Origin of the sequence: Gemella haemolysans (assembly GCF_001553035.1) — a bacterium.
Taxonomy (GTDB): Bacteria; Bacillota; Bacilli; order Staphylococcales; family Gemellaceae; genus Gemella; species Gemella haemolysans_B.
Genome location: NZ_KQ959954.1, coordinates 59,787 through 73,468, shown reverse-complemented (window position 1 = coordinate 73,468; position 13,682 = coordinate 59,787). Strand labels below are relative to the sequence as shown.

Sequence of the window (13,682 nt, the reverse complement as noted above, 5' to 3'; positions counted from 1 at the left end):
GTCCGGATACTTTTTTAAGGTCTCGGAAATCTCGGTATAGTTTTAATATTTCTTATAATATACACGCTGTATTTTACGTTCTAAGCGTTCTGATTTTACTTTCCCTTATAATTACACCCCTTGACTTCTTACAAGGCAAATAAACGCCCTTATATTCTTTTTTAGGGACTAAGAAATGTTAATTTTCTCTAGCTTCGCTCTTGCTTCAACTAAATACTTGATACTTTTTAGGGGTGCCGAAACTGCCGAATACTTTTTAATTTTCTCGAGCTTCACTCGAGGTTCAATTAAATATTATATCCTTTTTAGGGGGGCTGAAATGGCTGTATAGTTTTTAATTTTCTCGGGGTTCGCTCGGAGTTCAACCGCTTCTAAGGATAAATAAAAAGACACCTATTAATAGATGTCTTTCTAGGTTCTCAAAAATACCCTTTTTTAATATGTCACCTTTGTCACCTTTTTTTAAGTTTAGATAATTAATCGATATCAAATGTATCGTTACATGAATTATTAATCTCTTCAAGAGTACGAACCCAGTCTTCGCTAAGCTCTTCAAGGTTATGAATCCATTCTACATCAATCTCTTCAAGAGTACGAACCCAGTCTTCATCAATCTCTTCTAATTCTTTAAGCATTTTTTCCATTTCATCCATGTGTATTTTATCCTTTCAAACATTTTAATCAAAACTTACCTTATTAATAGATATCTTAATTGTGTATACCTTACATTTTTACTTTTTTTATCGATGTTTAAGATTTAAATATCTAGTTCTTCAAGGTACTCATTGTGTAGTTTCATACAATATTGAGGAGTTTTTAACCCTACCAACTTTGCAACATTTTCCCAATCTTCTAACATAAAGTATCTATTCCAAAATATATACCTTAGTCTTATATCCTCTATTTTATCAATCGCACTTAATAGTTTTTCTTCTTCTTTCTCTATTTCTGAATTAAGTAAAACTATCTTTTTTTCAGTTTCTTGTATTTTTGCTAATAGATTAGTACCAGTAAAATCATATTTAGTTCTACTGCATGTTACTTTTTCCCTTGTATAGTCCATTGTCTGAACATGTGATTTATTTTGTTGTTTTTCATGCAACTCTACTAATAAGTCGTATAACCTATTTAACTGTTCTCTTAAATATCTATACCTATTTAATTTTTCTTTTTTCTCATTGTTCAATCTTTGTTCAACTCTTGGCGTGGTCTTAACTTTTATATATCCTTTATCAGATAATAGATTGAACAACTTCACTTTATGTTCATCAATAATCTTACTTTCTTCATCAGTTGCCTTACGTGAAAAATTAAAGTATATATCTATCAATAATTCACGTTCTAAGCTGTCTAGTTTGTTTAGGTAGGTTTCTATTACCTCCGCTTCTTTAGAGGTCGTATCGTCCACATAATTTTCAATTATGCTATCTAGTTTAGATAGTTCTTCTCTTGATAACTGCATATTGTTTATTTCTCCTTAATTAAATTCTACTGGTAACCAAAGTAACCTTTAGGTTACCTTTTGGGTTACCGTCCTAACTCTAATTATATCAACATTTTTTACCCTCAAGGGAGCAGGTAACCTTAACATCAATGTTGTATTTATATTTACATGTAATACCTATATATTTATTATATAATCTTTCTAAATATAAATATTTAGGTTACTAGGTTACCTTATAATTAATAAACCTTTATATAAAGCAGTTTTAAATGGTAACCTAAACTGAATAATTAGGTTACTCATTCTTTTGAAAATATATCCGTTAAACGTTGCTATAATAACTTTTCTTTAAAGGTAACCTAGATAATAATTAAGGTTACCTTTAACAATCCTTAAAATCATTGTATTTTCACTATACAATGTACTAAGTTATCTGGCATATTTTGACGTTCCACTGGCGATAAATATTCAACTAACTTCCCACGGTCTTCAACTCTAATTTTTGAACGCTCTACTTTATACTTATATCCTACTTCTTTATAAATGTTATTAAGGTGTACAGCTAGGTCTTTTCCGAAACTACTAGTAATTTTTGAATCGTAATAGTTTACCGTTAAATAACATCTATACATATCTTTTATTAAAGGTACTGGCACACGCTCAACTTCATGAAGTTTTTTTTCTGCATACCAATCTTTTGTAAAACTGTATAAATAATCATTATCTTCCTTATATTCTTCTAACATTTCATCAGTTGCTTTAGTAGTAGAGAACTTTTCAAAGTTTAGGTGTAAAGCCTTATATAAAATGTATTCCAGTACGATTTCATTTTTTAAATATTCTTCTTTTATACGTCTATCTTGTACTTTTCCGTTAAAATCTGCATTAAACGGAATTATTAAAAAACGTCTGTAAGCACCTTGGCTCTTATTTCTAATCTTAGGTAGCCTATTAGCACTAAAGATATTCAATAGCTTTAAACGTGCTGATATTACACTCTTACCTTTCCTATTTATTGGTATTGGGTCACCTGTAATTATACTCATTAAAATACTTATATCGTCTAAATACTTGTTACTAATATCATCACCAATATTACAAACCTTACCTAATAACATCTCTAGCTTAAATTCTCCGCTAAAATCTTGAGGGGTTAAGGTGCTTATATTTTCTATACCGATTAAATTAGTAAGCATTGCTTGAAAAGTACCTTTACCGTTATTTCCCTCACCGTAAAGTATTACCATTTTCTCTCTAGTATGATTAGGGTTTATAGCTTCATTTACTACCTCCCAAAGTAATTTAACTATATCTTCATCACCATTTCCAATGGATAGAAACCAATCATCAACATCATGATAATCTTTTCTTATAGCTTCATAGTTCTCTATAGCATGTATATTATAATTTGTAGCTAATTTTGAGGTTATAAAGTAATTAGGGTTGAATGGCTCTAGTTGTTTAGTTTGGTTATTAAACACTCCATTATTTACTGCAATTATATTTTTATCCTCTAATCTAGATAAAAATGGTAATTGAGTTTTTAAAAACTTGTAAACTTGTGTATATTTTCTAGGGTCAAACCTAAATTCAAGTTTTGCTATAGCTCTATTAATATAAGCTTCTTGACCTGTATATATCCCCTCACTAAAGTTGTAACAATAGATAATAGATGTATCTTCTGTTTCTCCTGTTAACTTCATAGGTATATGCTTTTTTAATATACTACTAATAATATTAAAATTCATTACAAGTACTTTTTCATTTCCGTCCTTATCAATCTTTGTGTTTTTCACTCTCCACTGTTCACCAGTAGTAAATAACCTCCAGTGAAGCTCTCCAGTGCTTGAAATAGGTTTATTTTGCTTATATCTTACATAATATAAAAAGTTTTTGTCTTTCTCATTTCCCACGATTTCAAACCTTTGTAACATTGAATAGCTTTGCCCGTTCTCAAAAAAGTTGCTGTCACTTTCCCAACTTCTGATAGCATGATTGATTTTATTCAAATTACCTTGTTTATATTCATCGGGAGTTGCTCCAATGTTTGCTAATAAGTCAGAACACTCATAAGCTACTTTTTCGGATATTATGTTGTAACAAACATCACGAGACAAGGATAACAATATCCCTAAGGCTCGGTTATAGTTGTTATCATCTTCAGTATTTATATTTTCATAATCTAACTCTAAATACCTGTTAAACATTTCTTTATAGTCTTCATCAGCAATACTAACTCCCTTATCAACCTTATAAGAAGCGGTTTTCTTTTTCTTTTTAACCGCTTCTTGTACTGGATATGCTTCACCGTCTAGGTGTTTAATGAATATATGTTCATTATCACTTACTGCAATAGGTAACCCTTGCAATTGTGACCATGTACAACTACTAGTATCATACTTGATGTTCAGAAGCTGTATAACGTGCTGTATGGTTGGTTTGTATTCATCCTTGAGTATTTCCCTACTAGGTTCTAATACAAGCCTTAAACGTGGGTTATTTTGCTTGTGTGAGATAGTTGAGTATAAAAGGTATTTATAGCTTTCTAACCTCTCTTGTATGATGTCTTGTATCTCTTGAGATATTAAACCAGTATTTTCAATATCAATTACTATCAAGTCTCTTGAGTTTAGGTTGCTATCATTCCTTATATAAGTACCGTCTTCATTAGGTTTTATATCTCCACTAATGAAATACATCATATTATTAGCTTTATATCGCTTGATTTCTTCATCTTGGCTTAGGCTTATAGTAGGTGTGTTAGTGCTTGCTAGGGTTTCTAACGCTGTTTTATCAGTATCAAAAACTTTTAATACATTACTTTTTAACCCTGTTTGTCTAAATATCAAATTACATCACCTCTTTTTTGTTCTAAACTATGAAGTAAATTGTCAACATCTTCAAAGAACACTTCTTCAAGTACTGGTATAATCTCACTAATAGAGGTTACAAAGTCCTCTTTAAACTGTTCTAATAACTCAACATCATTAGGTACTTGTTCACCATAATTCTTTAATATATTAAGGTTTATAACTGCACCTCTTACTTTTCTTTCAATCTCTTCTAGTTTTTTAATTTGGTCTACTGTTTCCATTATTGCCAATCTCCAATCTTTTATTTTTAGAAGCGGTACTATAACCGCCTTTATTAATTTCTTTTACATGTGCTAGATACTAAATATTTTTAAATAGTATTTTCTCTTAAAAACTTGTTTACTTGGCTTTCAAGATAAATATACTGCCTACCAACTTTAGTTGGTCTTAAACCGCGTCTATTTAGGTCTGATAGTGTTTCTAAACCTATCCCTAAAGTTTCACATAGTTCTTTTTGGTTGTATCGTTTATCTTGCTTTATTTCGTCCTGTAAGATGTCTTTAACTATCTCACGAACCGCCTTAATTACTTCTTGTTCAAATTCTGTACTAAACATATAATCACGCTCCTTAATAAATGCTGTCCATTAGCATAGCTAGTATATAAATAAATGCTGTTATGAATGGTATAAATACCACTGCACAACAAAAAGTATTAATGTAAAGCTCTTTGTTCTCCATTTTGTTAAGTCCTTTCTTATGGTATAATGTAAGAAAGTATTTTTTTAAATACTTCCTTTGAAACCTTTTAAGTAGTCTAGTTGGTAGCTTGGTACTTGAAAGGTTTTTTTATATTATTTCTTTTTTTAGCAATTCATCAATAGTTATATTAAAATAATCTGATACTTTTTTTAAAGTTTCATATTTAGGTTTTACAAGTTGACCATTTGCTAATCTATACAGAGTAACTGTTGAAACGTTAATTTCTTTTGATAAGTTGTAAATACTTATATTTTTTTTAGCTACTAAAACTTTTAAATTAGTTTCCATACATCCACCTCCTATTTTATATATGTAAATAGTAGTTTACATTTAAGTAACTGTAATTAGATTATAATCTTATTTTTTTCGAAAGTCAAGTATCTTTTTATATAAAAACACTTTATTTTTTGTAAAGAGTAGTTTATAATGGTGAGTAGAATATTTACAATAAAAAAGGATAATAAAAATGATTAAAAACAATTTTAATGAATTAGTAGCACAAAGAAAATTAAAAATAACTAGAATTTCAAATGATACTGGAATTAGTAGACCAACTTTAAATGCTCTAACCAGAGATGACGGGAAAGGCATACAATACGATACATTAAATATCTTATGTAATTATTTTGGTGTTACTCCATGTGAATTCTTCAGTTATATTCCATATGATATTCAATATAACTTTGAAGTAATAGACGAAAAAGGTCAATTTATTGAGCGTGATAATCTTTTAAATGATTATACAGTTCAAAAAAAAGCAGTATTATTTATTAATGTTTTTGACAATAAAGGGATGAAAAAACATACATTTGAAGTATCATACTTCGTTTTGACAACATATGATACAATCCTTGATGTTGAGTATAACGAAAAAGATGAGCTTATACACGAGGAAAGAGGAACAGTTTCTAAAATAGTATTAGACCAAAAACAATTTGAGAATGGTGATAATGAATTTATCCTGTTTTTAAAACAATTTGAGGTACAGTGGCAAACTAAAATAATTGATGATATTATGCTTTATTTTGCAAAAAACTGTAGCAAAAAACTTGAAGGTGAGTATATACCTTACACAGAGGTAAACTTCAATAAGTACATTTAAGCCATTTTTTCCATTTAACCTGCTGGTTATCAACTAACAGTTACCTACCACTCAAGAAGCGGTATACTGCATTTTAAACTATTTAAAGAAAGGAATGAGTAAAATAGATAATACATATTTTTATGATGAGTCAGGCTCTATTACATTAAGTAATTATGAAAATAATAGATTTTTTGTAATAGCTGGAGTATCAAGCAGTAACGAAAATAAAACAATTAGAATTTTTAGAAAAGCAAAAGTTAAGTACTTGAGAGATAACAAAAACTTAAAATTTGATATTAAAAAAGAAATAAAAGGTTCTGAAATGGATTTGAATTTCAAGGAATTTATTTTTAATGAATTAATGGAAAAAACAGATATAAAATTCAACTTCATAATATTTGATAATAAAAATGCTGTTTATAATTTACGTTCTCAACCATCACTTTGTTATAATTACTTGATGTATATTCAAACTAACAAACTAGTTTTCAAATGTGATACTTTAAGGCTTAATCTAGATAATCGTAATACTGCAATTGAAAGTTTGAAGTCTTTAGAGGATTATTTAAAATTAAAATATATGTTTGAAACTCAAAAAGTAAAGAATGTTAAAGTAAAATACTACGACTCAAAAGACAATGAGTTAATACAAATAGCTGATATTTTCGCTAATTTCATTTTTAGATTATCTAAAGGTGTTCAAAATCAAGTAGAACAACAACGTAGTATTGATTTATTAGAAAAAATGAAAATAAAAAACATTCAACACGCTCAATACTTCCCGCGTGCTAAATGTAAACTAGAGTTTATTTCAGATAAAAAAATATAGATGAACATACAACGCTAGGAGGGTTACCAATACAGGCAACTTACGAATATATGTACGCCTTTACTAGCGAATTACGTATCTCATCTAATTAAATTATACAATACTATGTACCATAATTCAATTATTTTCATCTAAAAAGTGTAAATTAATTTTCTATGAGTTTCTATATGTTTCTAAACAAGTTACTAAACGTCTAGAAAGTTTATTTACTGCATTATTTTTATACACCGTTAGTACAAATATTTAATTTTTTTCACTGTTCGTTCTCTGTTCAATTGAAAATTTAGATATTTAAAAACAGAAAGTTTTTCGTAAGAAGCGGTAAATAGAAAAAAGCACTAGTAAAATTACCAGTGCTTAAAAATTGTATAAAATACTTTGATAAATAGTTTCTGTATTAAAGAATATAATAACATTATACCATAAAAATGCTGTTATATCAAGGTTTTCGCTTCTTACTTAAAATCACAAGCCGTTTAAACCGCCTCTAAGCGTTCTAATTATTAAAAGGTGTAATTACATTACCTAACCTTTAAAAGTCTCACCATGGTTATTATACAGGGTGTTTTAACTAATCATTTATTAATTTCTTTTACATGTGCTAGATAGAAAGGAAACTGAAAAATGATTAAAGAATATATAAATAAACGTGATAATAAAAAATATTACATGATTAAAGTTTATCTTGGAAAAGATGAAAATGGAAAAAGAAAAGAAACAACAAGACGTGGTTTTAAAACTAGAAAAGAAGCGGTACTATGTGAAGCTAAGATTAAAACTGAAATAGCTACTAACGGTTTATTAAATACAGAAGTTACAACATTTAAAGAAATATATGAATTATGGTACGAGGGTTACCAACATACCATTAAAGAAAGTACTTTACTAGTCAATCAACACATCTTTAATTTACTACTTGATAAATTAGAAAATATGCAACTAAAAAAAATTACGTTGCCTTTTTGTCAAAAAGTAATAAACGATTATAGCAAACAATTCTCCCTTGCTGTTCTAAAAAAAATAAAAATCTATGGTAGCATGATTTTAGATTATGCTGTTAAGATGAAAGTTATCTACAGTAACCCTATGAAAGATGTTTTGTTACCTAAGAAAGATGATGATATTACTTCAGATGATAAGGATAAATATTACTCTAAAGAAGAATTAAAACAATTCCTTACTTTAGTTGACAATGAGAACGATATAAAACTAACTGCAATGTTTAGGGTGTTAGCTTTTACTGGTATTCGTAAAGGTGAGTTACAGGCTCTTGAATGGTCTGATATTGACTTTACCAACAATACAATTAATATAAACAAAACGTTAGCATTGAATACAGAAAAAAAGGTAGTTGTTCAAACTCCAAAAAGTAAAAGTAGTGTAAGAAATATTAGTATTGATGAACAAACCGCCAATATTTTAAAACGTTGGAAAATTAATCAAAGGGAAAGATTTTTAATGATAGGTACAAGAGTAAAGAAACATCAACCTTGTTTTACTGATGATATCACAAACTCTTATTTATACCTAAATTTCATGAATGCTAATTTAAAACGTATTTGTAAAAAGTATGATTTTAAAGAAATTAAAGTACATGGTTTCAGACACACACATTGTAGTTTATTATTTGAAAGTGGTATTACTATTCAAGAGGTACAAGAAAGATTAGGTCACTCTGACTTAAAAACAACAATGAGTATTTATGCTCACGTAACAGAAAAACAAAAAGAAGAAGTTGGAAAAAAGTTCGCAAAATACGTAAATTTTTAAAGTGTGGGTCAAGTGTGGGTCAAGTGGAAAAACAAAAAGCCTTAAACGTTGATACTTTAAGGCTTCTCTAACTTTATTATTTAGTTTCTCTGTGTAAAGTCACTTTTTTTAATCTTGGACAGTATTTTTTAAGTTCAATACGGTCTGGATTATTTCTTTTGTTCTTTTTAGTAATGTAGTTTCTGTCACCACATTCTGTACAAGCTAATGTTACATTTACGCGCATTAATATAACCTCCTATAAAATTTAATCTTAACAACTTTTTCATACAACAAAATATATTATAACATTACTTTATAAATATTTCTAGTATAAAATACAAAATTTTTAAATTTTTTTAAAGAAAAATATTTTTAACGTAAAAGTTATCTACTGATTATTCACCAAATACTTTATAATAATCTTGTTTGAATTTTTCAATACCGATATCAGTTAAAGGGTGTTTAACCATTTGTTTAATTACATTATATGGAACAGTAGCAATATCACATCCTAGTTTAGCGCATTCTGTGACATGAATTGGATTTCTCACGCTCGCTGCAATAATTTGTGTATCAATATCATTATTCGCAAAAATTTCTACTATTTCTTCAATTAATAATAGTCCATTATGAGCAATATCGTCTAATCTACCTAAAAATGGAGATACATAAGTTGCTCCTGCTCTTGCCGCTAGTAAAGCTTGAGTTGGGCTAAAGATTAATGTAACATTAGTTTTAATCCCCTCTTTTTTCAGTACATTTACTGCTTTAAGACCATCTTCTGTCATAGGAATCTTAACTACCATATTAGGATGAATTTTAGAAATTTCTCTAGCTTCTTCTACCATATCTTTCCAATCAGTAGTTGTTGCTTTTACTTCTCCACTAATTGGTCCATCTACGATTGATGCAATTTCCTTAATCACTTCTTTGAAATCACGCCCTTCTTTAGCGATTAAAGATGGATTAGTAGTAACTCCACAAATCAACCCTAATTCATTAGCATTTTTAATATCTTCTACATTGGCTGTATCAATAAAAAATTTCATTATTATTGTTCCCCTCTCATTTGTTAATATATTAATCATAGCACATTTAAAAAGCGGTTTCAAATTTGTGGATTTTAATGAATATATTTGTTTATTGTTTTTTAATTCAATATATGATAGAATAACACTATAATTAGGAGGCAGATTGATGAAGAAATTTTTAGAAAAAGTACCATATTTAATTTTTTCTTTCTTTTTATTTATAATACTCCCTCTGTGTTCTTACTTTATATCGAATAGATCAGGTATGATAATATTACTTTTAATCATCCTATACCCCGTTATTAGTTTTCTAATATCATTTCTATATGCATATAATAAAGAAGACTTTAGCTATATTTTCTCATTTATTATAGGAATTTTTTACATTATATCTTGTTTAATTATTTTAAACTTCGATATTCTTATATATGGTTTAGGATATATATTCTTCAGCCTTTGTGGTCAAGGGATTGGATTTTTAATTGGGAAGCTGCATAAAAGTAAAAAAAGAGCTAAACAGAGTTAGTTAAATTCAAAAAAAAAAGGAGAAGTGTTTTACATAAAGTAATCACTTTTCCTTTTTTATTATTTTCTTAGAATATATATTCTATATTTCATATCCTAAAAGTATTCCGCCTTCTTCTCCATAGAAACTACATATCCCAGAAGTTGGAACAGTAATAAATTCTACATCAGAGAATTTATCTTTTAATTTTTCTTCTATTTTTTTACATATATTGTCATTATTTCTATGAGTAATTACAACTCTTCCACCTTTATACCCAGCTTTAATCATCTCATCAACTACTGTTGAAATAGCTTTTTTTTCTCCACGAACTTTATGTAGTAAGTGTAGAGTCCCTTCTTTACTCGCTTCTCCTACCATGCGCATATGTAACAAACCTACAACGGCTGCTGCTAATTTAGATAAGCGTCCATTCTTAACCAGATTATCTACTTTTTCTAGAGAAAAAATAAGTTTTGTATTTTTTTTATACTCATTCATTTTTGAGACTACTTCATCGAAAGATAATCCTTCTTTAATTAGTTCATTTATCTTAAGAAGAAATAAGTCATTTTGCCCTCCTGCTGAAAGAGTATTTACGATATGAATATTAACATTCTCATTTTCTTCTTTTAACATTTTTTCGCCAATTATTGCACTATTATAACTTCCTGACATTCCACCGGTTAAAGTTAAAACTATTACATTTTCTGCACCTCTATATGCTGATAGATATGCCTCTGGACTTGGGCAAGCTGATCTTGCTGCTTCTGAACTAGCATACATCTCTCTCATCATTTCATCAATATCTAGATCTAAAGTATCTACATATACCTTATCCTCTATTTGCAATGAAAATGGCACTCTCTCATAAGTAACATTCTCAGCTTTATTAGGAATTTCTCTAAAATCGCATGCAGTATCAACTACAATCTTCCACTCCATCATTTACCTCCGAGTATATTTATTTTAATTTTTCTACTAAATCATGTGTTTTTTTATATAATCTTACAGTGTCACAAGCAGCAACTATTACGTCTGCCAATCCCTCTCTCTTTTCTCCATTCATACACATAACAAAGTTATCGTACATTTCTTCAGAACTACCATCTGAAGTCAGGCTATTTATTGTCTTACTAATTTCTTGAATTGAAAATACATTTTTTAAGCATGTGATAACTATTAATCTTGCTAATTGTTTTCGATTATATTTTTTCTTAATCGGTTTATCCAGATGACCATTTTTAACATAATTATTTATCATTGCGGATGTTAAACCTTTATCATCATCTACAATTGAGAAGCTATCTAATTGATTTACGTATAATAACACTTGATCTAAATACAAGTCTAGATTTGGCAATTCAGACCATTTTGGATATACTTTATTCAAATTTTTACCTCCTTTTTATCTAGTTTTGATAATCACATTATATAGTTTTTAAAAATTTTAGTCAAGTGATTATACAAGTGAAAATAAAAAAGATTTTGTAGTATTTACATTTACTACAAAATCTTTTTATTATTTAGCTAACTTAATTTTTTTACTAATTCCTCTTCTCATATATAGGTAATAGAATAATACACCTAAGGCATAAACAGCCAGTCCAATTATCCATCCTATCCATAAACCTTCTATACCAATCCCTTGCTTAAATACAAAATAGTATGCTGTAGGGATTCCTACTAAATAATACCCGATAAACATTACTACACATATTGGCACTACTTTTTTATATCCACGTAGAACACCTGCTAATGCTGAGGCAAATGAATCACAAATGGCAAAACCAATTGCAAATAATAATAACTCTGCTGTTAATGTGATTACTCCGCTATCATTAGTATATAGATATGGAATTTTCGTATCAAATAATAAGACGATTAATCCTGCTATACTCGAAAGTATCATCCCCATTATTACTGTTAGCTTTGTATACTCTGTTGCCAGTTTATAATCTTTAGCTCCTACATGGAATGCTATTATAATTGTTGCAGTGTTTGCAACACTGACTGGCAAAGTATATAAAAATCCAGAGAAATTTAACGCAGCCTGATGAGAAGCGATGACTGTCGTATCAAAACGTGAAACCATTAACGATAACGTTGAAAAGACAACCGTCTCAAGTGCTGTAGCTAAGGCCATAGGAATTCCTAGTTTAAAGATTTCTCCCCACTTTTCGAATTTTACTTTTTCTTTTTCAAATATTTTATACTTATTTATTTTAGGATTTGTTAATACTATAAACAATGCTATAAAAAATAGTACTGTATACGTCACTGAGACAGCTACTGCGTTTCCTGCACCCCCAAGTTCAGGCATACCAAATTTCCCAAAAATGAAACTATAAGCAAAGAATACATTTACAGGTACAGATACTATCATCATTATCATCGATAATCTTGTTAATCCTAAACTATCTATAAACGAACGTAAAACTACATATAAGAAGATAGATAGTACTCCAAAACTTTCATAAAACAGATAGTTCTTAGTTATTTTTGCAATATTACTATCCATACCTAATTGATCTACTATTGGTGTTGCTAAAGTATTTAGTCCAATAATTAAGACTATACTGATAATTACAGCTATGTATAGAAATTGTCTAACTACTGTAGGAATCTCTTCTTCTTTATTTTTTCCAATTAACTGTGAAACTATTGGAATTAATGCTAGGACAATCGCATTTAAAGTATACATAATAGGATTCCAAATATTAACACCCATACTTACACCAGCTAAATCTGTGGGACTATAGTGTCCCGCCATAAACGTTCCAATCATCCCAGATGAATATGAAATTACTTGATAAACTAAAACTGGCAATAGCAATTTAATAAAAATACTTGCACGTTCAGAAAAGTTTTTTCCTTGATACATAACCCCTCCTATGATTTACATAACTTTATTTTCTCAAAACACAAAAAAAATCCAAAAGCGAATTTACTTTTAGATATCATCGATTTATACTATATGCAACCGAGACTTGAATAGATTAAAAAACCGTTAGTCTAATCGACAACTCAACCTCGACAAAAACTCACACCCACAATAGACTTACTTAATGCTGCTTCCTTCCGGACCTGACATGGTTCATAAGTATTGCGTCGTAAGGTGCCTTAGTCTCAACATTACGTGTTAAACTCGACATTCCCTATTCTACCCGCATCTCGGTATTCGGTCTTGCTAAAGCGGATTGCAAGTACAGGGCACCGCTAACTCCCCACCTAGCATTTTTTAATTATATCAAATTTAAAAATAAAAAGCAAGGAATAAATTATATTTTAAATCAAAATAAACTCCAGATTAGAAAATATTGTGCTAATCTAAAAGTCCTAAAATTTAACAAAATTTATATGAAAACTCATAGACGCAGTGGTTTATTGATATCTAATAAACTGTGCAGGGGTGACTCGACAAAATCTTGTTTCTTCGAAATCACGATTTTTGAGTCACTCC

At 29.0% G+C, this 13,682-nt stretch carries 14 protein-coding genes and 1 other RNA gene; 3 read left to right on the top strand and 12 right to left on the bottom strand.

Annotation, left to right across the window (positions count from 1 at the left end; all coding sequences use genetic code 11):
* Nucleotides 1–476 precede the first annotated feature (476 nt).
* The 6 genes from HMPREF3186_RS09000 to HMPREF3186_RS04065 form a co-directional block, all read right to left on the bottom strand.
* Nucleotides 477–653: a hypothetical protein gene (locus HMPREF3186_RS09000; RefSeq protein WP_156438963.1), complete on the bottom strand. Its 177-nt coding sequence runs from the start codon at nucleotides 651–653 to the stop codon at nucleotides 477–479.
* A 104-nt stretch (nucleotides 654–757) separates the two neighbouring features.
* A complete protein-coding gene (locus HMPREF3186_RS04085; protein ID WP_060914047.1) occupies nucleotides 758–1,462 on the bottom strand; it encodes a hypothetical protein in 705 nt (234 codons plus the stop codon).
* Nucleotides 1,463–1,842: 380 nt separating this feature from the next.
* Nucleotides 1,843–4,293, bottom strand: a complete 2,451-nt coding sequence (locus tag HMPREF3186_RS04080; RefSeq protein ID WP_060914046.1) for a DNA primase family protein — start codon at nucleotides 4,291–4,293, stop codon at nucleotides 1,843–1,845.
* Nucleotides 4,290–4,538: a hypothetical protein gene (locus HMPREF3186_RS04075; protein ID WP_060914045.1), complete on the bottom strand. Its 249-nt coding sequence runs from the start codon at nucleotides 4,536–4,538 to the stop codon at nucleotides 4,290–4,292. The genes HMPREF3186_RS04080 and HMPREF3186_RS04075 overlap by 4 nt, the downstream gene beginning before the upstream one ends.
* Nucleotides 4,539–4,627: 89 nt before the next feature.
* Entirely contained in the window at nucleotides 4,628–4,873 is a 246-nt protein-coding gene (locus HMPREF3186_RS04070; RefSeq protein WP_060914044.1) for a helix-turn-helix domain-containing protein, read from the bottom strand.
* A 232-nt stretch (nucleotides 4,874–5,105) separates the two neighbouring features.
* Nucleotides 5,106–5,306, bottom strand: coding sequence for a helix-turn-helix domain-containing protein (locus HMPREF3186_RS04065; RefSeq protein ID WP_060914043.1), 201 nt, complete (start codon nucleotides 5,304–5,306; stop codon nucleotides 5,106–5,108).
* A gap of 178 nt (nucleotides 5,307–5,484) precedes the next feature.
* On the opposite strand from HMPREF3186_RS04065, the gene HMPREF3186_RS08875 reads away from it, so the two are divergent.
* The 3 genes from HMPREF3186_RS08875 to HMPREF3186_RS04050 all read left to right on the top strand — a co-directional run bounded on the left by HMPREF3186_RS08875 (nucleotide 5,485) and on the right by HMPREF3186_RS04050 (nucleotide 8,701).
* Nucleotides 5,485–6,120, top strand: coding sequence for a helix-turn-helix domain-containing protein (locus HMPREF3186_RS08875; protein WP_084812658.1), 636 nt, complete (start codon nucleotides 5,485–5,487; stop codon nucleotides 6,118–6,120).
* A 94-nt stretch (nucleotides 6,121–6,214) separates the two neighbouring features.
* The gene (locus tag HMPREF3186_RS04055) at nucleotides 6,215–6,931 is read left to right on the top strand and encodes a DUF3800 domain-containing protein (protein ID WP_060914042.1); all 717 of its coding nucleotides are present in this window, start codon (nucleotides 6,215–6,217) and stop codon (nucleotides 6,929–6,931) included.
* 624 nt (nucleotides 6,932–7,555) lie between these two features.
* Nucleotides 7,556–8,701, top strand: a complete 1,146-nt coding sequence (locus tag HMPREF3186_RS04050; protein WP_060914041.1) for a site-specific integrase — start codon at nucleotides 7,556–7,558, stop codon at nucleotides 8,699–8,701.
* Between the two features lie 76 nt (nucleotides 8,702–8,777).
* Here the strand turns inward: HMPREF3186_RS04050 and rpmG are convergent, their stop codons facing one another.
* From rpmG to ffs, 6 genes are all read right to left on the bottom strand, one after another.
* A complete protein-coding gene (gene rpmG, locus HMPREF3186_RS04045; protein WP_003145675.1) occupies nucleotides 8,778–8,927 on the bottom strand; it encodes a 50S ribosomal protein L33 in 150 nt (49 codons plus the stop codon).
* Between the two features lie 151 nt (nucleotides 8,928–9,078).
* Nucleotides 9,079–9,732 carry a fructose-6-phosphate aldolase gene (gene fsa, locus HMPREF3186_RS04040; protein WP_060914040.1) on the bottom strand — a complete coding sequence of 218 codons (654 nt, stop codon included), beginning with the start codon at nucleotides 9,730–9,732 and terminating at the stop codon, nucleotides 9,079–9,081.
* A 589-nt stretch (nucleotides 9,733–10,321) separates the two neighbouring features.
* Entirely contained in the window at nucleotides 10,322–11,164 is an 843-nt protein-coding gene (locus tag HMPREF3186_RS04030) for a DegV family protein (RefSeq protein ID WP_060914038.1), read from the bottom strand.
* Nucleotides 11,165–11,183: 19 nt separating this feature from the next.
* Complete coding sequence (locus HMPREF3186_RS04025; protein WP_060914037.1) at nucleotides 11,184–11,612, bottom strand: DUF1836 domain-containing protein; 429 nt, start codon at nucleotides 11,610–11,612, stop codon at nucleotides 11,184–11,186.
* Nucleotides 11,613–11,741: 129 nt separating this feature from the next.
* The gene (locus HMPREF3186_RS04020; protein WP_060914036.1) at nucleotides 11,742–13,103 is read right to left on the bottom strand and encodes an MATE family efflux transporter; all 1,362 of its coding nucleotides are present in this window, start codon (nucleotides 13,101–13,103) and stop codon (nucleotides 11,742–11,744) included.
* Between the two features lie 91 nt (nucleotides 13,104–13,194).
* An RNA gene (gene ffs / locus HMPREF3186_RS04015) (signal recognition particle sRNA large type) lies at nucleotides 13,195–13,459 on the bottom strand.
* Nucleotides 13,460–13,682 lie beyond the last annotated feature (223 nt).